The organism is Paraburkholderia eburnea (genome assembly GCF_002917095.1).
Lineage (GTDB): Bacteria > Pseudomonadota > Gammaproteobacteria > Burkholderiales > Burkholderiaceae > Paraburkholderia > Paraburkholderia eburnea.
In genome coordinates this window covers 1-18998 of record NZ_PQGA01000003.1, presented here as the reverse complement: position 1 = coordinate 18998, position 18998 = coordinate 1, and the positions used below count along the sequence as shown (strand labels likewise).

Below are 18998 nucleotides of genomic sequence, written 5' to 3'. Positions count from 1 at the left end.
TGGTGCTGTCCTTATGCTGATGCTGCGCGCAGCGGCGCGTCGGGCAAGGCGACGAAGAACGTCGAGCCCGCGCCTTCCGTCGATTCGACCCACACGCGTCCGCCATGACGCTCCGCGATCCGGCGCGCGAGCGCGAGGCCCGTGCCCTGCCCGTCCGACTGGCCGCCGTGAAGGCGTTGAAAGGCTCTAAATAGCTGGGGCAGATACGCGGCGGGAATGCCAATCCCATTGTCGCGCACATAATACGTCCGCGTGCGGGTGCCCGACATGCGCGATGGATCACGAGGGCTTTCCAGGGCATTTTCGGGCGTTTTTATGCTGGAAACCGGCAACGCTCCGATCTTTTCCTGCGCCTGCGCCTGCGCCGCTTCGTCGGGCATCACCGCGCCGATTTCCACCAGCCCCGGCCGGGACGGATCGAGATGGCGCAACGCGTTATCGATCAGGTTGCCGAAAATCTGTTCCAGCGCCGCCGGATCGCCCCATGCGGGAGGCAGTTCGCCGACGAAAATCCGCGCGCGCTGAGCAAGGCCGGCGGCAAGCCCGCCCAGCGCCCGCTCGACGATGCGTGCGACGTTCACACGCTGCCAGCGGTATTCGAGACGCCCCGCGCGCGACATGCGCAGCAGCGCATCGATGATCGCCGCCGAGCGCGTCACTGCCTGGCGCAGGAATTGCAGCGATTCGGCCACGTCGCCATCGAGCACTTCGTTCATGCGGCGACGTTCGTCGGCAGGCAATCCGGCCGTGTCGATCTGGTCGCGCAGATCCACGCACGACGCCTGCAACTCCCTGGAAAAACCTTGCAGGTTGACGAGCGGCGAGCGTAAGTCGTGCGAGACGCTGTACATGAACATCTCGTTGTCCTGGCTCTCCTGGCGCAGCCTGTCGTTGGCGGCGGCGAGATCGGTGGCGCGCGCCTGCAACTGGAGCTTGAGCGCGGCCTGCTCGCCCTCGGCGTCGCGCAAGCGCTGGCTCGTCTGATTGAGCACGGCGTCGAGCGCGGCGATTTCGTCGTCGCCTTCGAGCGGCGGCGCCAGCGCCACGCCTTCACTCAGGCGCTGTGCATTGGCGCCGAGCGCCGCAAGCCGCTGGCCCACGTTGCGCGCGAACGCAATGGCCGTGATGCCCCAGATCAGCATCGAGCCGACCACCGCGAAAATCAGCGCGTTCTGCTGGCGCTCGCGCGTCTCGCGCAACGAGGCACTGCGCTTGACGTCGAAGCGCGTCTGCTCCTCGATGAACGCGTCGAGTTCGCTGCGCACGGCGTCGATTTCGGGCGGCAGACCGGTTGCGCTCGCCTGCACGAAGGTGTCGGACCGGCCCTCGCGCAGCGCGTCGGCGATTTCGGCGCAGCGCGCGCGCCAGGCCCGCGCGTCGTCGTTGATGCGCTGCACGCGCGCGAGTTGCACGGGATTGTCGCTCACCATCTGGGCAAGCAGCGCGATGCGATCCGAGAATTCGGCCCACACCGCGCGCCGATCGATGAAGGAGGGATCTTCGAGCACGACGGCGGTACGCACGCGCGCGGCTTCGCGCAACAACGGCTGGGCGATGCTGGAGGCCTGCCAGAGAATCTGCTTGCTGGCATCGGCGCGCCTGGCGGCCTGGGCGGCCTCGCCCTGCGTGTCAAAGACGACGCCGAGCAGCGCCAACTCGACGACGCTCGGAATCGCGATCAGCAACAGCCCCTTGGCAAACAGTTTCATGGCGGTCTGGTTCAGTGGCGCTCAGTGGCGCTCTCGGCGGCGCTCGCGCGCCCGTCAGCAGCCGTTTGCACGACAGGAATTGCGCGACCGGCCTTGACCGGCCCCGCGCGCCGCAGGCACCAGAGCCGAAATATTATCAGCGCGAAATTGCGAGATGACAACGTATGTGGCAGCGACCACCTCGCCACGAGAAAAGCCCGTCTTTTCCCGAGAAATCGTCACACCGCGCGCGCGTGCAGGACTATTATTGAGACCGGAGACAAAGAAAGAGAAGTCAAGAGAAGCGAGAGAGCGCCGGGATACATACATGAGCGCGACGTGCGGCCCGGCATGGCGTTTTGCCTGACGCAATGAGGATCTGGGCGCTGTCCCCACGGCCCGCATCCTCGCGAATCCGGCAGATCCTATGCAAGACGGATCGACGTGCGGCGCACCAATCCGGGAGTGGTCGCATGGGAACGCTGCGTGTTTTGCAATCCACCTTTTTCAGGCGAATTTTTATGTCCTTCCCGAAAAAGCGTAAACGCGTCAAGGCGGATGGCGACGAGTCCTTTCTCGCCGTGCTGAGCCACTTCAAGCCGTTCGGTCAACTGGATACCAAGATTGCACGCGCACGCGCGCAGGACGAGCCGGTGCTCTATGCACACGTGCTGCCCGGCCTCGACGTGCTGTTGTGCAGTGTGCGCGGGGCGCATCCGCCCTATCCCGCGACGGCCGAATTGCGCAAGCGCTGCATCGAATCGATCGCGCATGCGCTCGAACAGCCCCTCGAAGGGCTCGAAAACGGCGGCTACTGGTATGAAGCCGACGGATTCGGTTTTCTCGTGTTTGCCAGCCGTGCGCGCGCCCGGATCCTCGCCGAATTCGGCGCGGTCCGTCAGGGCTTGAATTCGCGGCGTGTGGCGCGCCGCCAGGATGCCACCGGCGATCCGGCACCGCGACAGCAACTGCGCTGAACCTCACGTAAAAAAACGCCCGACGCAAACCTGCGCCGGGCGTTTTTCCGTGCACGCTTGTTCCCTTCCTTAGCTGCCCTTGTAGAGGTTCTGCAGACCCGGTTGCGAGGACGAGTCGGGACGCACGCTCTTTGCCGGCGTCTGCGAGGAGCGCGAAGCACGCGCCGCCGCCGCGCCGCTGCTGGCCGCGCTCGCGGGAACCGGCGCCGAAGCCGGCGCGCGCATCTTCTGCCCCGGCGGCGGCGCGACCGGATGCTGATGCATCTGCGAGAACAACTGATCGCACGGCAGCGGCTTGTTGTTGCTCGGCGCGATGAGCGGAATCAACGCCGCGAACGGATTGATGAGGCCAAGGCCGACCATCGCGCCGCCGCGCAACGCAAGCGCCGCCGCATCGACGCCCACGTGCGGATTCTTGAAGGTGCCCTTCACGTAGAGCGGCGAGCGCAGCGAGAAGATGCGAAAGCCCTTGGTATGCGGATGCACCTTCATGTCCAGCGATTCGTCGCGCAGATCGACCGGGCCGGTGATGTCGATCACGGCATCGTCGGTATCGAGGGCGAACACGCGCGGGTCGAGCACGCCATTGGTGGCGACGAAATCGGCGGCCGCGCAATTGATCTTCACGTCGCGCTGGCCAAACAGCTTCTCGTAGACGACGTTCGCCACGTTCAGACCCGCCGCCTCCATCAGCAAACGGCTGACCGTGCCTTGCGTGACGAGCATTTTCACCTCGCCGTTCGAAGTGGACGCCAGCGCCGCCGGCGAGTTGCCGGTCGCGGAAAGCGACGCATCGCCGTTGACTTCACCCAGCGCCGATTGCATCGACTTGACGGACGGGAACAACTGCTTGAGCTTCAGGTGGCGCACCTCGGCCGTGCCGCGCGCCTTGAGCGGCGTGTGGCTGCCGTCGAGATTCAGGCGCGTGGCCAGCGTGCCGCCCGCGACGCCGAACTGCAGCGGATCGAGCACGAGCACGCCGTCGGTCATGATGACGTGGGTGTACAGGTCCTGGATCGGCAGGCTGCCCTGCTTGATGATGCGCTTGCCGGTGAACTTCACGTCGGCGTCGATGGCGCTCCAGCGGTCGGTCTTGAACGGCTCGACCGGGATCACGCGCTCGGCGGGCTGATTGGCAGTGTCGCCGCGCTTGACTTTGCTCGCCTTGCTGTCCGCGCCGATGATCGGCGCCAGATCGGAGAACTGCAGCAGGTTCGACACGAGCGTGCCCGAGAGCAGCGGACGGGTCGGACGCTGGGTATAGACAAACGTGCCATTGATGTCGCTGCCGCCCACGCGGCCCGTGAAGTTTTCGTAGCGGAACACGCTCGCGCCCTTGCGGAACTGGCCGACGAAACGCCCTTCGGTGGCGTAAGGCGGCGTTTCCGGCAGCGTCACGCCCGTGAGGTTGTAGAGATGCGCCATGCTCTGCCCTTGCAGCCACAGACGCAGATCGACGGCGGCCAGATGCGCCGGGTCCGTCACCGTGCCGACCAGTGCTATATGCATATCGCCCGCGCGCACGTCGGCCTGCACCGGGAATGGGCGGTTCGAATCCTGTAGCGCGAGCACGCCGCCGAGCTTGCCTTCGCCCGAGAGCGGCGTCTTGTTGTAGGTACCCTTGACGGTCCAGCCGATCGCGTAGAACGGCTCGGTGGCGGGGCCGCCCGAGACGGCGTTGGCATTGCTGGCCGAACTCGCGCCGATCGCCGCTAGCTTCGCGCTCATGCCTCCCGACGCGGCGCTCGCGCCGGCTGTGGCGATGTCACTTGCACCGCTGGCCGAACTGGCCGCACTGGCCGCACTGGCCGCACTGGCCGCACTGGCCGCACTGGCCGCACTGGCCGCGGCCGCTTCCGAAGCCTGCTGCTTTTCTGCCTGCTGCGCGAGCCGGTTCGCGCCCGAGCGCCCGATCACCTGCACCGATCCCTGGCGCGAAGCCGCTTCCTGCTGCTCCATCGCCTTGCCAATCGGAATGCCGTGGCCGAGCAGGCTCACGGTCACTTTCACCTCGGTTTTGGTCTGCTGGTCGCTCACAGCGATATTGCCGCTCGAAAACGTGATGTCGTGCAGATCGAGCTTCCACGTCGACGGCCCGCTCGACGCCGGCAGCTTGAAGGTCCAGTTGTTGCGTCCATCGGTCAGCCGTTCGACATCGACGGACGGATTCACGAGATTGATCGCCGGGATCACGATGTCGTGCGCGAGCAGCGGCAGCACCGCCACCTCGAAATCGATCTCGTCGAGCGTCGCGAACTTCGGCGTTTTGGTCCAGTCGGGATTCGCCACTTCGATCTGCGTGGCCGAGAAGCGCGGCCAGGGCACCCACGCGCGCCAGCCCGTCTCGCCTGGCGGCCTGCGCCAACCGACCTTCAAATCGCCGACAATCGCGAACGGCCGGCCGATGGCCTCCGACACTTTTTCGTTCACGTAAGGCCTGGCACGATTCCAGTCGAAGGTGAGGATGAAAACCGCAAGCGCTGCGGCGAGCACGACGACAACGGCCACGAGCCATGCGATGATCCTGGCGAGTGCGGGGCCTGGCCCGCGGGGCTTGGGTTGCGGTGACGTCATGCGCGCTCCGGGTTATGCATTGTTGTTTCGCCAACGAATCCGCAGCAGGACGCGTGCCCGACGGGACTCGCCGGCCTGCCCGTTCGCCGTGAAATACGTCTGTTATCCACCATCATTTAATGAAGAACCCCCAGAAAGAATCGTCCCACGACGGCGCCCGTACAGGCATGGCGACAACGACGGTTCCCCTTGTCGAAGCCCGTGGCCTCACGCGGCGCGATGCCCAGCGCGGCCAGATTTTGCTACATCCGACAGATTTCGCGCTCGAAGCGGGTCAGCGCGTGGTGCTCACCGGGCCATCCGGCTCGGGCAAGAGCGTGTTCCTGCGCGCGCTCGCGCTGCTCGATCCGCCGGATGGCGGCACGCTGCTCTGGCACGGCGAACCAGTCGGGCGTGCGCGGATTCCGTCCTACCGGCGTCATATTGCCTACCTGCGCCAACGGCCCGCGCTGATCGACGGCACGGTCGAGGACAATCTGCGCTATCCGTGGTCGTTCGCGGCCTATCGCGGCAGCGCCTTCGACGCCGCGCGCGCCACCAGCCTTCTCGAAGCGGCGGGACGTGGCGGCGATTTCCTCGCGCGCGATACCTCGGAGCTGTCGGGCGGCGAAGCGCAAATCGTCGCGCTCGTGCGCGTGCTGCAACTCGACCCGGAAGCGCTGCTGCTCGATGAGCCGACCGCCTCGCTCGATCCGGAATCGGCGCGCACGGTTGAAGCGCTGATCGCTCACTGGTTCGCGCACGAACGCGCCGCGCGCGCAACGGTCTGGGTCTCGCACGATCCCGCCCAGGCCCAGCGCGTGGGCGAGCGTCATCTGACGATGCGCGCGGGCGTGCTCAGCGAAGCCGCCGACGCCTCCACCGACGATGTCGACTCCACGACCGGAGCGCCGCAATGAGCCCAGGCGTGCTGCAAAACCTCAGTCTCGGCGACGTCGCCATCGCGGCGTTGCTGGTGTTCGTCAACGGCGCGGTTTCTGTACTCCTCAAGCTCGATCTGGAACGCAAGCTCGCGTGGGCCGCGGTGCGCACCGTCGTGCAGCTGCTCGCCATCGGCTATGTGCTCGGCTGGGTGTTCGCGTTCGATCGCTGGTATGTGGTGCTGCCGCTCATGGCGCTGATGACGCTGATCGCCGGCTTCGCTGGCGCGCAGCGCGGCGCGCGCACCTATATGGGCCAGCGCGTCGACAGCATCGTGTCGATCTGGGTGAGCGCCTGGCTCGTGGCGGCGGTGGGCCTGTTCGCGGTGATCCGCATCCGGCCGTGGTACGAGCCGCAATATGCGATTCCGATTCTCGGCATGATTCTTGGCAATACGCTTACCGGCGTGTCGCTCGGCGTCGAGCGGATGATGCAGGAACTGACGGCCAGGCGCGACCGGGTGGAGAGCGCGCTGGCGCTCGGCGCGACGCGCTGGGAAGCGGCCCAGCCGAGCGCGCGCGAGGCCGTGCGCGCCGGCATGATCCCGACGCTCAATCAGATGGCCGTGGTGGGCGTGGTGAGTCTGCCCGGCATGATGACGGGCCAGGTGCTGGCGGGCCAGTCGCCCTTGCAGGCGGTGCGCTATCAGATCGTGATCATGTTCCTGATCGCGGCATCGTCGGCGCTTGGCACCGTGGGCGCGGTGCTGCTGGCGTATCGGCGGCTTTTTTCGGCCGATCATTGCTTCATGGCCGCGCGGCTCAAGGAGCGCGCGAAAGCGCGGGCTTGAGCCGGCCTCGTTTTATCGGCGCCTGGATTGACGCTTGAGCGGCGCTCGTGCCTAGCGCTGCGCCGATACGCTCAACTGGGTGCCGTCGCTGAGCGTGAGCGTCTTCGCGGTGCCGTTGGTCGGCATCGAGAAGTGCAGCACCTCGCTATGCGCCACGACTTCGGGGCATTGCGCGCCGCTCGCCGCCTTGCCGCTGCGCGGCGCCTGGGCCCGGAAGCTCACCTGCACGTTCGCCGTGCCGTTCTGCGCGACGATGGGGGCGAGGCGCACCTGGATCTGGCGCACCATCGCGCCATTGGCGTCGAGCGGCAGCGAACTGTAATCGGGGCAACTCTGCGCGGCCGGCACGGCGCCGCCCGGTGGCGTGGAGCGCCAGTTGAAATCGTCGGTGTCTCCCGAGCGCAAGGTACGCGTCTCCTGCGCCGTGCCGTAGAGCTTCGAGGTGACTTTCACCGTATAGCGGATCGGCCCGTCGGTGGCGGCCTGGGACGTGACCGTGATCGGCGTCGCGGCGAATGCCGACAGCGCGATTGCGCAAGACAGGGCAACGGCGACATGAGCGAGCGCCGCGCGAGTGCGGCGGGAGCGGGTGCGGCTGCAAGGCATGCGTCATCTCCTGGCGGGAGCCGCCACGACCGCGAAAGACGTGGCCGAGGCAAGCACGTGGCGGATTGTTCTTCTGTCAGTCTAGCGCGCCGCGCGAAGGCTTGCGCCAGGCGAGGGCATCGCCCGGCCCAGGTTTTATACGGCTTGCCAGGCAACGCGTTTTGTAGCGCGGGAAACCCCGCACGCCGAGCACGTTTTGCCTGCCTCGCCTGGTGCGCCGCTCATGCGCCAACTCATTCGCCAGCCCGCGCGCCAACTCATGCGCCGCCCTCCTCCAGCCGCAGCGTCAGCTCGCTGCTCACGGTCTGGCGCACCTCCGTGAAACGCGCCCACGGAGCCGCGCGCTTTGGCCGGTTGAGCTGCTTGAGGCGGACATCGATGTTGGCTAGCGTCCAGTGCGCGCCGCCCGTCGTCTGCGCCAGTTCGTCCCACGCAATCGGCACGCACACGCCCAGTCCGGGCCGCGCGCGCACGCTGTAGGCCGCCGCCGTGCCCGCGCCGCGCACGTTGCGCAGGTAATCGACGTAGATTTTCTTTTTACGATGATCGGCGTTCTGGATGGCCGTGAATTGCGTCGGCCAGCCCGAAGCGAGCCGCTGCGCCACGGCGCGCGCAAACGCTTTGGTGTCGTCCCAGCCTGGGCCCGGCACGAGCGGCACGACGATATGCAGCCCTTTGTTGCCGCTCGTCTGGCAGAACGCCTCCAGCCCCAGATCGCCGAGCAGCGTGCGCGTGAGTTGCGCCGCCTCGATCACGCGCTCCCAGCCGAGCGCCGGATCGGGATCGAGATCGAACACGACGCGATCGGGCAAGTCGACATTGGCGGCCCGCGCGCTCCAGGTATGGAGTTCGATGCCATCCATCTGCGCCACATGGATGAGCGCGTCGAGCGAATCGATGCCGATGAGCGGGTGGCCGCCATCGAGTTCGTCATGCAGCGTCACGCCGGGAATCGCCATGCGGGTGAGATGGCGCTGGAAGACGCGCTCGCCGCCGAGACCCTGCGGCGCGCGTAACAGCGCAACGGGCCGATCCCGCAGATGCGGCAACAGCCAGGGCGCCACGCGCGCGTAGTAGCGCACGAGATCGAGCTTGCGGGTGCCGCTTTCAACGTCGATGATGCGGCGCGCGCTGGTGATGCGAACGCCCGCGACTTCGCCCGTGGTGCTGGCACGGCTGTTGCGCGGACGGGCTGGCGGAACCTGTGGCGCTTGCAGCGCTTCCTGAACCTGCCGTTTGGCGCGCGCTGGACGCGGAACCGGAACATCCGCTGCCGCCGCATCGAGCGTGAGCGCCTGAAGCGCTTCGGGCACGGGCTGTGACGGGCTTTCCGGAACCTGTCTGGACGCGCCGGTCGGTGTTCGACCAGGGCTTGTGTCGGTGGAATGAGCGTCCTGCATACCGGTTCCCCTCGCGCCAATTGGCGCACGTGACGCATCGCGCGACGCGACTCGCGATACGTATGGTTGACGGCACGCGGCGGCCGCCCCCCGTCGGACGCCGCACGAGCATTCATTGTGCCTCGAAAGCGAGCTTTCGTCTCCGTAAGCCGTCCATCGGGCCGCGCACGCACGCCGAAACGGTACAATTCGCGTTTTCGCCGCGCGTACCGGCCAGATTTGCCGTTTCCCCGGTGGCTGATTGCCGCGTTCGCGCCCTGTTTCGTTCCCGTCCCGATTCCTGCCGAATCCGACTCCACTCGCCGCCTCCGGGGCGCCTCGCGCCGCACACGCCATGAATCTCGTCATCCAGAGTCCCGCTCCGCTGCAAGCCGTCCATCACAAGCCGCTCCTCGCGCTCGCGCGCGGCAGCCGTCTCGTGCCGATCGACGAGCACGCGATCCGTATCGAAGACGCCGTGCCGGCGCAGCGCCCGGACCTCGACGTCTACTGCGGCACGCATCAACTCGATTACGCATTCGTGGAAGCGGGCCGCACGCTCGGCAGCTTTGGTCTCGTCGCGATGGACATGGACTCGACGCTCATCACGATCGAATGCATCGACGAGATCGCCGACTTCTGCGGCCTGAAAGCCGAAGTCGCAGCCATCACCGAAGCGTCGATGCGCGGCGAGATCAAGGACTTCAACGAAAGCCTCACGCGCCGCGTGGCCCTGCTAAAAGGCCTCGAAGCCAGTGCGCTGGAGCGCGTGTATGAAGAGCGCCTGCAGCTTTCGCCCGGCGCGGAAAAAATGCTCGCGGGCGCGAGAGCCGCGGGCCTGAAGACGCTGCTGGTCTCGGGTGGCTTCACGTTCTTCACGGAGCGGCTCAAGGCGCGTCTCGGCCTCGACTTCACGCGCGCGAACTCGCTTGAAATCGTCGACGGCAAGCTCACGGGCCGCGTGACCGGCGAGATCGTCAATGCCGAAGTGAAAGCGCGCACGGTTCAGGAAACCTGCGCGCAACTCGGCATCGATCCTCGCCGCGCCATTGCGATGGGCGACGGCTCGAACGATCTGAAGATGATGGCCGTGGCGGGCCTGTCGGTCGCGTTCCGCGCGAAGCCCGTGGTGCGCGAAGCGGCCAGCGTCGCGTTCAATTTCGTCGGGCTTGACGGTCTGCTGCGCTTGTTCTGATCGACGCATCCCGCCGCTGAAAACACAACGGCCGCGCCAGTCTTCACAGACCGGCGCGGCCGTTTGCCTTGACTTGCGGAATTTACGGGCGGAATTTATGCGAGCGTGGCGAGCGCCCGCTCGATATCGGCGCGCAGATCGCCCTCGTCTTCCAGACCGATGTAGAAGCGCACCAGCGTGCCGCGATGCGGCCAGCTTGCCGCCGTGCGCATCGACGCGATGTCGTATGGCATCACGAGACTGCGCGCGCCGCCCCAACTCCAGCCGAGCGCGAAGAGTTCGAGCGATTCGCAGAACGTGTCGATCTGCGCGGCGCTATAGCGTTCGTCGAACACCACCGAGAACAGCCCGCCTGCGCCGGTGAAGTCGCGTTTATAGAACGCGTGACCCGGGCAATCCTCGAAGGCGGGATGCAGCATCGCCGTAATCTCGCTGCGCGTCTTGAGCCATTGCGCGAGCGACAGCGCCGCGCGGTCGTGCGCATCGAATCGCACCTTCATGCTCGGCAAGCCGCGCAACACGAGCGAGCAGTCGTCCGACGAAACCCCGATGCCCAGGCGCATACGCGCGAGCTTGATCTTCAGATAGAGATCGCGATCGCGCGTGATGGTCGCGCCCATCAACACATCGCTGCCGCCCGACTGATATTTCGTGAGCGCCTGCACCGAGATATCGACGCCGTGATCGAAGGGCTTGAATGCGAGGCCCGCCGACCACGTGTTGTCGATGGCCGTGAGGACGTTGCGCGCGCGCGCGACGGCCGTGATCGCGGGCACGTCGGGCACTTCCATCGTCACCGAACCCGGCGCTTCGAGCCAGATCAGCTTCGTTTCGGGGCGAATCAGCGCTTCGATGCCTGCGCCGATCATCGGATCGTAATAGCGCGCCGTGATGCCGAAGTCGCGCGCGAGCCAGTCGCCGTGATCGCGGTTGGGCGAATAGACGTTGTCGGGAATCAGCACATCGTCGCCGGCCTTCAGGAGCCCGAAGTACACGTTCGAGATCGACGAGAGGCCCGAGGGTTGCAGCAGCGCGTACTCGCCGCCTTCGATCCCGGCGAGGCGTTGCATGAGCATCGTGGACGTGGGCGTGGCGTGCAGACCGTAGCGCCATTGCGCGTCGTTTTTCCAGTCGAGACCGCGCACGGTCGCGAGGTCGGGGAACACGACGGTCGAGGCGCGCGTGACGGGCGCGGCGAACGATTCGAAGCCGGGCGTGATGTCGTCCTGCGGATTGACGATGCGCGTCTGCAAGGCGCGGCTGGAGTCGGATTTCTTCATGTCGGAGAACAGGCGGTTAAGCGCGGATGGAGGCATGGCGCGGGTTCAGGCGGGCGTCGATGCTGTTGCACCGGTCGGCCCGAGCGCGCCGCATGCCGAAGATTAACACCGGCGCTGCGGGGAATCACTCCGTTGGCACTCGGTTGGCACCCGGCTGGATCATGCCGAGGGCGTCTCGCGCACGGTCTGGGCATGGCGCGCATCGTCGTCGGCGTGCAGATAGAGGCCGGTCGTTTCGATCGACGCGTGGCGCAGATTCTTCTGGATATAGCGCAGGTCCGTGCCCGCGTCGGCCTGATGGGTCGCGGCGGTGTGGCGCAGCCAGTGCGTCGAGGCGCGGCGCAGGGTTGCCGCGCCTGCGGGATCGCGGGCATCGAGCGTATCCGCGATGCGGCGAAACACCGTCTTCACAATCAGATAGAGCGCCGTGGACGTGAGCGGCGCGGCATCGCCGCCCGCGACGCCCATCACGGCGGGACGCATCTCGCCCGGCGCGGGCACTTCCGGCAGGCCGTGAAACGCGCGATAGCGGGCGAAGTCGGCCATCAGTTCGTCGCTCACAGGCACGTCGCCCTCCACGCCGCCCTTGCCGACCACGCGCAGCCACCAGCGGCCGCGCCTGCGCTCGAAATCGCCCGCGCGCGCCTGCGCGGCTTCGCTGGCGCGCAGCGCCGTGCGATAGAGGAAGCGCATGAGCCAGCGGCAGCGCTCGTAGTGCTGGCGCTCGCGCGGCGTGTCCTGTGCAAAAGCCTCGACGCCGTCGAGCACCTGTTGCCAGAGCGCCTGGTCGAGATGGCGCTCGACGCGGCGGCTGCGCGACGCCTGCGGCGCACGTGCGCGGCGCAGCGCGAGCGGATTGCCCGCGAGATAGCCGGCCGCCACCAGATAGCTGAACAGCCCGCCGAGAATCCCCATCGCCTGCCGACGGCTGCGCGGCGCAAGCGGCCCTTCGAAGAGCCTGCGTTCGCGGCCCTTGCGCGGCCGCGCCGGATCGATCCAGTCGCCGTTTGGCGCGGCGAGGAACTGCTCGTAGAGCACGAAATCTTCGCGCGTGAGGCTAGACAGTGGCTTGTCGAGCGTGCGCGTGGCCCACAGCATCAGGCGCACCGCTTCTTTTCGATAGCTGCGCAGCGTGTGCGGGGACCCAACATACTCGGCGAGCCAGAGGCGTACGGCTTCGATGTCGTCACGCGCGGCGGTCTGCGCTACCCCGCCGCGGGCGCGGTTCGTGCCGTTTCGGCCGTCGAGCGCGGGCGGCAAGGCGGGAATCAGGGTGATGGCGTGTTCTGACATCGATTGGAGAGTGGGATCGGGCGTAAGGCCAAGCGTACCGCATCTTTAATTACGATTATAGGTGTTATCGTAAATTTTCAGCTTGATATCGTACTTATATAACGTTATACGATGATATACAGTATGATTTCGGTCGTTAGCCCGCTTCTCGTCTGGAAAAACCATGTCACGTATCAGCGATACCCGTTTGCGCACGCGTGAAACCGCGTCTCGCCTCGTCGCCGCCGGAAAACGGCCGCATGAGCTGACCGTCGACCTGATCTACGCGGAAATCCGTCAGGGCAGCCGCACGACGATCAACGACGAACTCAAGCAGTGGAAGGACGAGAAAACGCGCAGCGACGCCCTCGCCTCGCAACTACCGCCCGCCGTCGCGGACGCGATGCTCGGCATCTGGGCCGTCGCCGTGGAGCATGGGGAAAGGGTCTATGACGCACGCGTGGCCGAACTGGAGCAAACCACGGCGCAAGCCGACTCGCGCGCGGCCGAAGCCGTCCACGCGCGCGCGGCTGCGGAGGAAACCTTGCGGCTACGTGAGGTGGAACTGGGTGCGCTGACCGAGCAGATCGCCGCGCTGAAGCAGCAGCTGGAAGCCGCCAATGCGCGCGCCGAGGAAGCCCGCATTCGCGCCGATGCGCTGGAGGCCCAGCGCGACGCCGAACGCGAACTCGCCGACACACGGCAACGCGAGCAAAGAACGGAACACGAGAAAGCGAGCGCCGCATTGCGGGCGTCGCTGGAGGCGCGCGACGCAGCCTTTCAGTCCGAACTGGACAAGGCGACGCAGCGGATGGAAGGCGTGCAGAAGCACATGATGCAGCAGATCAGCGACGCCCGCGAAGAGCGTCGGCGCGCGGATGCGCTCGCGGCAACGCTCCAGCAACGCAATGAAACACTGCTGGGCGAACTCGCGGCGGCGCGTGTCACGCAAGCAAGTCAGGACGAGGCGTTACGCACGGCGCAGCAGGAAACCGAGGGGTTTGCGCGTGAGCGCCAAGACTGGCAGCGCGAGCGCGAATCGCTGGAAAACAGGCTCGTCGCAATACGTAATCGTTCTCGCGCGAAATTGAAGCGCATCGCCGTGAGCGCGCCACGCGGCGCGCGCCAGTAGGCGAAGACTACTCGCCCGTCACCACATTGCCGACACCGCCCACTGCATTGCCGCTTTTCGCGGCGGCAGCAGGTGTGGCGGCAGGCGCGGTCCCAGCCGCAATCGGCTTCAGCTCGAACGGCACGGGATTCGAATCGTCCACTTCCATGCGGTCGCCGGAAATCGAGCCATCGGCTGCGAACGTGCCGACCCAGTTGCCCGTGATGCGCGTACCATCGTTGGACTCTTCCGCTTCGAGCGTCGCGCCCGAACGATCGCCCGCGATCAGAATCACTTCGCCCGTGTCGCTGAACTGGTACTCGCCGTGCACGCCGGTCGGATCGTCAGGGTCGGTCTTGGCGCCCAGCCGCATCACGATCTGGCGCTTGCCGAGCGTGCCCGCGTATTGCGGGAGTTGCGCGAATTCGGGATTCGGCTTGAGCGACGAATGCACGGGCGCGCTCGCCGCGGCGTCCGTCGTGTGATTGCCGCCGACGGCGCAGGCCGCGAGCGGCAGCGCGATCGCCACTGCCGCAAGCCAGGCGAGACGACGCGCGGTTTTCGGGCTTGTAACTTCCATCGGATTCCTCTGATCGGGATGCTGGGCGATGCCAGGCGATACCACGCGATACCTGGCAGACTCGCGCGACTAGCTCGCGGCCAGCGCGCGCTCGACTTCCTCGCGACGCGGGATTGGCGCCACGGCGCCGTAGCCTTGCGTCGACAGGGCCGCCGCCGCGTTGGCGTAGTGAGCCGCGGCGAACGGATCGTCGCCCGCCACGAGGCAAGCAACAAACGCGCCGCCGAAGCAGTCGCCCGCACCGGTCGCATCAATCGCCGAAACGACACGGCCCGGCACCACACGGCGCTCGTGCGGCGTCGCGACATACGCGCCTTCCTTGCCGAGCTTGAGCGCAACGACGCGCGCCCCGAGCGTGAGCAGACGATCGACGATCGCATCGCGGTCGTCGAGGCCCGTCAGCACGGCAACATCGTCCCAGCTGGGCAGGCAGATGTCGGTCAGACGCAGTACTTCGGTCATGACGGCGCGGGCGCGCGCGAGCGGCCACAGCTTCAGGCGCAGATTGGTATCGAAACTGACCTGAACGCCGCTTGCGCGCGCCTGTTCGATCGCGGCGAAGGCCGCATCGCAGGCGGCGTCGCCGATCGCGACGCTCACGCCCGACAGATGCAGCACGCGCGCGGCAGCCAGCGCGTCGAGCGGCAAATCGCCCGGCGCGTAGCGGCTTGCCGCCGAACCCTTGCGCAGATAGTCGAAGGCATGACCTTGCGGACCATGCGAGACGAAATACACGCCCGTTGGCGCGTCGGCACGCACGCGCACGTGGGCCGTATCGACGCCCTCGCGCGCCCACAGATCGAGCAGCAGACGCCCGAACTGATCGTCGCCGACCGCCGAAACAAAGCCGGTGCGCGCACCCTGGCGCGCCGCCGCGATCGCGAAGTTGGAGGTATCGCCGCCGAAACCCTGCAGGTACTCCGGCTTGCCCGGCGCGGCCTGGTTGAATTCGACCATGGCCTCGCCGTAGGCGAGAATTTCGGGCGCTGCAGGCATTCCGGGAACCACCGCCGTCATGCCGCTCAGACCTCGCCCCAGAGATCGTGGCCGTCGGCGCCGGTGATCTTCACCGAGACGAAATCGCCGACCTTGTAGCGCTTCGACGCCTTGGTCGCGGGTGCGACGTACACGACGCCGTCGATCTCGGGCGCGTCCGCCGCCGTGCGGCCAATGCCGCCGTCGGGATTGATCTCGTCGATCAGCACCTTGAGCGTCTTGCCGACCTTGCGCTGGATGCGCTTGGCCGATACTTCCTCGGCCACTTCCATGAAGCGCGCGCGGCGCTCCTCGCGCACTTCGTCCGGCAGCGCGCCGTCCAGCTCGTTGGCCGTCGCGCCTTCGACCGGCGAGTAAGCGAAACAGCCCACGCGATCCAGATCGGCTTCGCGGATGAAGTCGAGCAGCGTCTCGAACTGCTCTTCCGTTTCGCCCGGGAAACCGGCGATGAAGGTGCTGCGGATCGTCAGATCCGGGCACATCTCGCGCCACGCCTTCACGCGCTCCATGACCTTCTCCGCGTTCGCGGGACGCTTCATGCGCTTGAGCACTTCAGGGTGCGCGTGCTGGAACGGCACGTCGAGATACGGCAGCACGTGGCCCTTGTACGGACCTTCGGCCATCAGCGGAATGACTTCGTCGACGCTCGGATACGGGTAGACGTAGTGCAAGCGCACCCAGGCGCCGTACTGCGCGGCCAGCTCGCCGAGCGCGGCAACCAGATCGGTCATGCGCGTCTTGATGGGCTTGCCGTTCCAGAAGCCGGTGCGGTACTTCACGTCCACGCCGTAGGCACTGGTGTCCTGCGAAATCACGAGCAGTTCCTTCACGCCCGATTTGAAGAGGTTTTCCGCTTCGAGCATCACTTCGGCGACGGGACGCGACACCAGGTCGCCGCGCATCGACGGGATGATGCAGAACGTGCAGCGGTGATTGCAGCCTTCGGAAATCTTCAGATACGCGTAGTGGCGCGGCGTGAGCTTGATGCCCGCGGGCGGCACGAGATCGACGAACGGATCGTGCGGCTTGGGCAAGTGGCTGTGCACCGCCTGCATCACTTCGCCGACGGCGTGCGGGCCGGTCACGGCCAGCACCTTCGGATGCACTTCCTCGATCAGATTGGAACCGCTCGCGCTCGCCTTCTTGCCAAGACAGCCGGTAACGATCACCTTGCCGTTTTCGCTCAGGGCCTCGCCGATGGCGTCGAGGCTTTCCTGCACGGCTTCGTCGATAAAGCCGCAGGTGTTGACCACGACCAGATCGGCGCCGTCGTACGAACCCGAGATTTCATAACCCTCGGCGCGCAGTTGGGTAATGATCTGCTCGGAGTCGACAAGCGCCTTCGGGCACCCGAGGGAAACCATCCCGACGCGCGGAGCAGGATTGCGGGAGGTTGTTGATTCAACTGGGTTTTTCACGTGTACGTCCGGATGTGGGGCGCGAGGCGTTCGTTGCGCCGCGCGAAATCAAGCCAATCCGCCATTTTACCCATTTGGCGTAGGGAGAGGGGCAGCGTGGGTGGACGTACAACCAAGGGGGTAAGGGTCGGATGAGCGCCGATCTGGATCAATATTCGCTCAAGTCCGTTGCACCAGGAACGAGTCGCGAGTTGAAATACGCGCGCAGTGGCCTGGCGAGCGAGGAGCGGAACCCGGTCAGCGCCGCGCGACCTGAAGATCTCCCCGCCATGGAAATCACCAGCGAAAAACGCACAAGCACCGCACACAACAAACAAGCGGCCACCGGCGCGTGGGCTGCCGCGCCATGCCGCTTCGACTCGCTACGCTTTACTTTTTCTCTTCTTCACCGCTGGCGCTTTCGTTCGCGCCCTGCGCCGAGGCTGCGGGCGAAGCCGGAGACACCGGGGAAACAGGCGAAACGGGCTTGAACGGGAAGCTGCTGAACATGTTCTTCGCCTGGTTCTGCATCTGCTCCTGCATCTGCACGAACATGTTCTTCGACTGCTCGATGTAGCTGGTCATCATGCCCTGCATCATCGGCGCCTGCATGTTCATGAACTGCGACCAGACCTCGGGGTTCATCGCATTGCCTTCGTAAAGGCCCTTCGACTGGTCCGCGAGCTTGTTCTGGATGTCGATGAACGCCTGGATGTTCTTCTCCAGGTAGGTGCCCATCATGCCCTGCATCGCATGGCCGTAGAAACGGATGATCTGCGACAGCATCGACGACGAGAACATCGGCAGACCGCCGCCCTCTTCCTCAAGGATGATCTGCAGCAGGATGCTGCGCGTCAGATCCTCGTTGGTCTTCGCGTCGATGACCTTGAACTCTTCCTGATCGAGCACGAGTTGCTTCACATCGGTCAGCGTGATGTAGGTGCTCGTCTCCGTGTCGTACAACCGACGGTTCGGATATTTTTTGATCAGTCGTTCGGCGGTTTTCTTTGTAGTCGTCATATGTCGCCCTTGTATGCGCCAACGCGCGAAGGCCAATGCCATCGCGCGTCGTCTAGCCCGGAAGCGGCCTGCCCCGGCGTGCAAACAGGCCCGCTACCGCCGTCGATCCCGCTTTTCGCCGCGCGCTTTTCAACACGCACGGCGGGCGGGATCAGCCCATGTGCAACCCGCCGTTCAGCGAGAAGTCTGCACCGGTTGCGAAGCCCGACTCTTCCGAGGCGAGCCACGCGACGATCGAGGCGATTTCCTCAGGGGCGCCCAGGCGGCGCACGGGAATCGTCGCGACGATCTTTTCGAGTACGTCGGGGCGGATCGACTTCACCATGTCCGTGCCGATGTAGCCCGGCGACACGGTGTTGACCGTCACGCCCTTGGTGGCCACTTCCTGCGCGAGCGACATCGTGAAGCCGTGAATACCGGCCTTGGCGGTCGAGTAGTTGGTCTGACCAAACTGGCCCTTCTGGCCGTTCACCGACGAAATATTGATGACGCGGCCCCAGCCACGCTCGACCATGCCGTCGATCACCTGCTTCGTGACGTTGAAGAGGCTGGTCAGATTGGTGTCGATCACCGCCGTCCAGTCTTCGCGCGTCATCTTGCGGAACACCACGTCGCGCGTGATGCCGGCGTTGTTGACCAGCACGTCGATCTCGCCCACTTCGGCCTTGACCTTGTCGAACGCCTGAGCCGTCGAATCCCAGTCGCCGACATTGCCTTCGGAAGCGATAAAGTTAAAGCCCAGCGCTTTCTGATCTTCGAGCCACTTCACGCGGCGCGGCGAGTTCGGGCCGCAGCCCGCGACGACCTTGAAGCCCTGTTTTTCGAGGCGCTGGCAGATACCCGTTCCGATGCCGCCCATACCGCCCGTTACATACGCAATACGCTGTGCCATAAACCACACTCCATTATCGTTTTCCGGAGCGCCGATCGACGGCCCCGGCCTCGCCTTCCGCCTGCTGCTCCTGATGACACCTGGCGCATGCGCAGCCTGAGCGCGAATGCTACCAAATTAACGCCAGATCACAACCGTGCCGAAGCCGCGCATCGACACGGATTGGCAACGCCTTACGGACGTTCCAGCGCGAGCGCCACGCCCATGCCGCCGCCGATACACAGCGACGCCAGGCCGCGCTTCGCGTCGCGGCGCTGCATCTCATGCAGCAGCGTCACCAGAATCCGGCAGCCCGATGCGCCGATCGGGTGACCGATCGC

General features: G+C 65.9%; 16 protein-coding genes and 1 pseudogene. 5 read left to right on the top strand and 12 right to left on the bottom strand.

Features of this window, described 5'->3' with window-relative positions:
• Window positions 1-11: 11 nt before the first annotated feature.
• The gene (locus B0G62_RS08140) at window positions 12-1709 is read right to left on the bottom strand and encodes a sensor histidine kinase (RefSeq protein WP_103703694.1); all 1698 of its coding nucleotides are present in this window, start codon (window positions 1707-1709) and stop codon (window positions 12-14) included.
• Between the two features lie 452 nt (window positions 1710-2161).
• Here B0G62_RS08140 and B0G62_RS08135 point away from each other — a divergent pair, with 452 nt between their 5' ends.
• Entirely contained in the window at window positions 2162-2665 is a 504-nt protein-coding gene (locus B0G62_RS08135; protein WP_103703693.1) for a hypothetical protein, read from the top strand.
• Window positions 2666-2734: 69 nt separating this feature from the next.
• Here B0G62_RS08135 and B0G62_RS08130 read toward each other — a convergent pair whose 3' ends face one another.
• Window positions 2735-5239, bottom strand: a complete 2505-nt coding sequence (locus tag B0G62_RS08130; RefSeq protein ID WP_103703692.1) for an AsmA family protein — start codon at window positions 5237-5239, stop codon at window positions 2735-2737.
• Between the two features lie 167 nt (window positions 5240-5406).
• Between B0G62_RS08130 and B0G62_RS08125 the strand changes: the two genes are divergently transcribed.
• Both B0G62_RS08125 and B0G62_RS08120 read left to right on the top strand, forming a co-directional pair.
• Window positions 5407-6138, top strand: coding sequence for an ABC transporter ATP-binding protein (locus B0G62_RS08125; protein WP_103703691.1), 732 nt, complete (start codon window positions 5407-5409; stop codon window positions 6136-6138).
• Window positions 6135-6950, top strand: coding sequence for an ABC transporter permease (locus B0G62_RS08120; RefSeq protein ID WP_103703690.1), 816 nt, complete (start codon window positions 6135-6137; stop codon window positions 6948-6950). The genes B0G62_RS08125 and B0G62_RS08120 overlap by 4 nt, the downstream gene beginning before the upstream one ends.
• 51 nt (window positions 6951-7001) lie before the next feature.
• Here the strand turns inward: B0G62_RS08120 and B0G62_RS08115 are convergent, their stop codons facing one another.
• Both B0G62_RS08115 and ligD read right to left on the bottom strand, forming a co-directional pair.
• Complete coding sequence (locus B0G62_RS08115; protein ID WP_103703689.1) at window positions 7002-7556, bottom strand: DUF6013 family protein; 555 nt, start codon at window positions 7554-7556, stop codon at window positions 7002-7004.
• 257 nt (window positions 7557-7813) lie between these two features.
• Window positions 7814-8869 (bottom strand): non-homologous end-joining DNA ligase, encoded by a 1056-nt coding sequence (gene ligD / locus B0G62_RS08110; protein ID WP_167401211.1) that lies wholly within the window; start codon window positions 8867-8869, stop codon window positions 7814-7816.
• A gap of 421 nt (window positions 8870-9290) precedes the next feature.
• Between ligD and serB the strand changes: the two genes are divergently transcribed.
• Window positions 9291-10130, top strand: coding sequence for a phosphoserine phosphatase SerB (serB, locus tag B0G62_RS08105; protein ID WP_103703687.1), 840 nt, complete (start codon window positions 9291-9293; stop codon window positions 10128-10130).
• A gap of 95 nt (window positions 10131-10225) precedes the next feature.
• On the opposite strand, the gene B0G62_RS08100 is transcribed toward serB, so the two are convergent.
• Together B0G62_RS08100 and B0G62_RS08095 are read right to left on the bottom strand one after the other, a co-directional pair.
• Complete coding sequence (locus tag B0G62_RS08100; protein WP_407671109.1) at window positions 10226-11446, bottom strand: cystathionine beta-lyase; 1221 nt, start codon at window positions 11444-11446, stop codon at window positions 10226-10228.
• Window positions 11447-11569: 123 nt separating this feature from the next.
• Complete coding sequence (locus B0G62_RS08095; RefSeq protein WP_103703685.1) at window positions 11570-12703, bottom strand: tyrosine-type recombinase/integrase; 1134 nt, start codon at window positions 12701-12703, stop codon at window positions 11570-11572.
• Window positions 12704-12866: 163 nt separating this feature from the next.
• Between B0G62_RS08095 and B0G62_RS08090 the strand changes: the two genes are divergently transcribed.
• On the top strand, window positions 12867-13814 hold the full coding sequence (locus B0G62_RS08090) for a DNA-binding protein (RefSeq protein WP_103703684.1): 948 nt from the start codon (window positions 12867-12869) through the stop codon (window positions 13812-13814).
• A gap of 7 nt (window positions 13815-13821) precedes the next feature.
• Here the strand turns inward: B0G62_RS08090 and B0G62_RS08085 are convergent, their stop codons facing one another.
• The 6 genes and pseudogenes from B0G62_RS08085 to B0G62_RS08060 form a co-directional block, all read right to left on the bottom strand.
• A complete protein-coding gene (locus tag B0G62_RS08085; protein WP_103703683.1) occupies window positions 13822-14373 on the bottom strand; it encodes a hypothetical protein in 552 nt (183 codons plus the stop codon).
• Window positions 14374-14442: 69 nt separating this feature from the next.
• Window positions 14443-15369: a sugar kinase gene (locus B0G62_RS08080; protein ID WP_103704093.1), complete on the bottom strand. Its 927-nt coding sequence runs from the start codon at window positions 15367-15369 to the stop codon at window positions 14443-14445.
• A 26-nt stretch (window positions 15370-15395) separates the two neighbouring features.
• Window positions 15396-16733 carry a 30S ribosomal protein S12 methylthiotransferase RimO gene (gene rimO / locus B0G62_RS08075; RefSeq protein ID WP_208624216.1) on the bottom strand — a complete coding sequence of 446 codons (1338 nt, stop codon included), beginning with the start codon at window positions 16731-16733 and terminating at the stop codon, window positions 15396-15398.
• 423 nt (window positions 16734-17156) lie between these two features.
• Window positions 17157-17786 (bottom strand): polyhydroxyalkanoate synthesis repressor PhaR, encoded by a 630-nt coding sequence (gene phaR / locus B0G62_RS08070; RefSeq protein ID WP_103703681.1) that lies wholly within the window; start codon window positions 17784-17786, stop codon window positions 17157-17159.
• Window positions 17787-17937: 151 nt separating this feature from the next.
• Window positions 17938-18678 carry a 3-ketoacyl-ACP reductase gene (locus tag B0G62_RS08065; RefSeq protein ID WP_103703680.1) on the bottom strand — a complete coding sequence of 247 codons (741 nt, stop codon included), beginning with the start codon at window positions 18676-18678 and terminating at the stop codon, window positions 17938-17940.
• A gap of 173 nt (window positions 18679-18851) precedes the next feature.
• A pseudogene (locus B0G62_RS08060) lies at window positions 18852-18998 on the bottom strand (acetyl-CoA C-acetyltransferase); the annotation flags it as partial.

Coding starts and splice junctions, on each gene's coding strand:
- B0G62_RS08140 (WP_103703694.1), bottom strand. CDS start 1,709: ATGAAACTGTTTGCCAAGGGGCTGTTGCTGATCGCGATTCCGAGCGTC.
- B0G62_RS08135 (WP_103703693.1), top strand. CDS start 2,162: ATGGGAACGCTGCGTGTTTTGCAATCCACCTTTTTCAGGCGAATTTTT.
- B0G62_RS08130 (WP_103703692.1), bottom strand. CDS start 5,239: ATGACGTCACCGCAACCCAAGCCCCGCGGGCCAGGCCCCGCACTCGCC.
- B0G62_RS08125 (WP_103703691.1), top strand. CDS start 5,407: ATGGCGACAACGACGGTTCCCCTTGTCGAAGCCCGTGGCCTCACGCGG.
- B0G62_RS08120 (WP_103703690.1), top strand. CDS start 6,135: ATGAGCCCAGGCGTGCTGCAAAACCTCAGTCTCGGCGACGTCGCCATC.
- B0G62_RS08115 (WP_103703689.1), bottom strand. CDS start 7,556: ATGCCTTGCAGCCGCACCCGCTCCCGCCGCACTCGCGCGGCGCTCGCT.
- serB (WP_103703687.1), top strand. CDS start 9,291: ATGAATCTCGTCATCCAGAGTCCCGCTCCGCTGCAAGCCGTCCATCAC.
- B0G62_RS08100 (WP_407671109.1), bottom strand. CDS start 11,446: ATGCCTCCATCCGCGCTTAACCGCCTGTTCTCCGACATGAAGAAATCC.
- B0G62_RS08095 (WP_103703685.1), bottom strand. CDS start 12,703: ATGTCAGAACACGCCATCACCCTGATTCCCGCCTTGCCGCCCGCGCTC.
- B0G62_RS08090 (WP_103703684.1), top strand. CDS start 12,867: ATGTCACGTATCAGCGATACCCGTTTGCGCACGCGTGAAACCGCGTCT.
- B0G62_RS08085 (WP_103703683.1), bottom strand. CDS start 14,373: ATGGAAGTTACAAGCCCGAAAACCGCGCGTCGTCTCGCCTGGCTTGCG.
- B0G62_RS08080 (WP_103704093.1), bottom strand. CDS start 15,369: ATGCCTGCAGCGCCCGAAATTCTCGCCTACGGCGAGGCCATGGTCGAA.
- rimO (WP_208624216.1), bottom strand. CDS start 16,733: ATGGTTTCCCTCGGGTGCCCGAAGGCGCTTGTCGACTCCGAGCAGATC.
- phaR (WP_103703681.1), bottom strand. CDS start 17,786: ATGACGACTACAAAGAAAACCGCCGAACGACTGATCAAAAAATATCCG.
- B0G62_RS08065 (WP_103703680.1), bottom strand. CDS start 18,678: ATGGCACAGCGTATTGCGTATGTAACGGGCGGTATGGGCGGCATCGGA.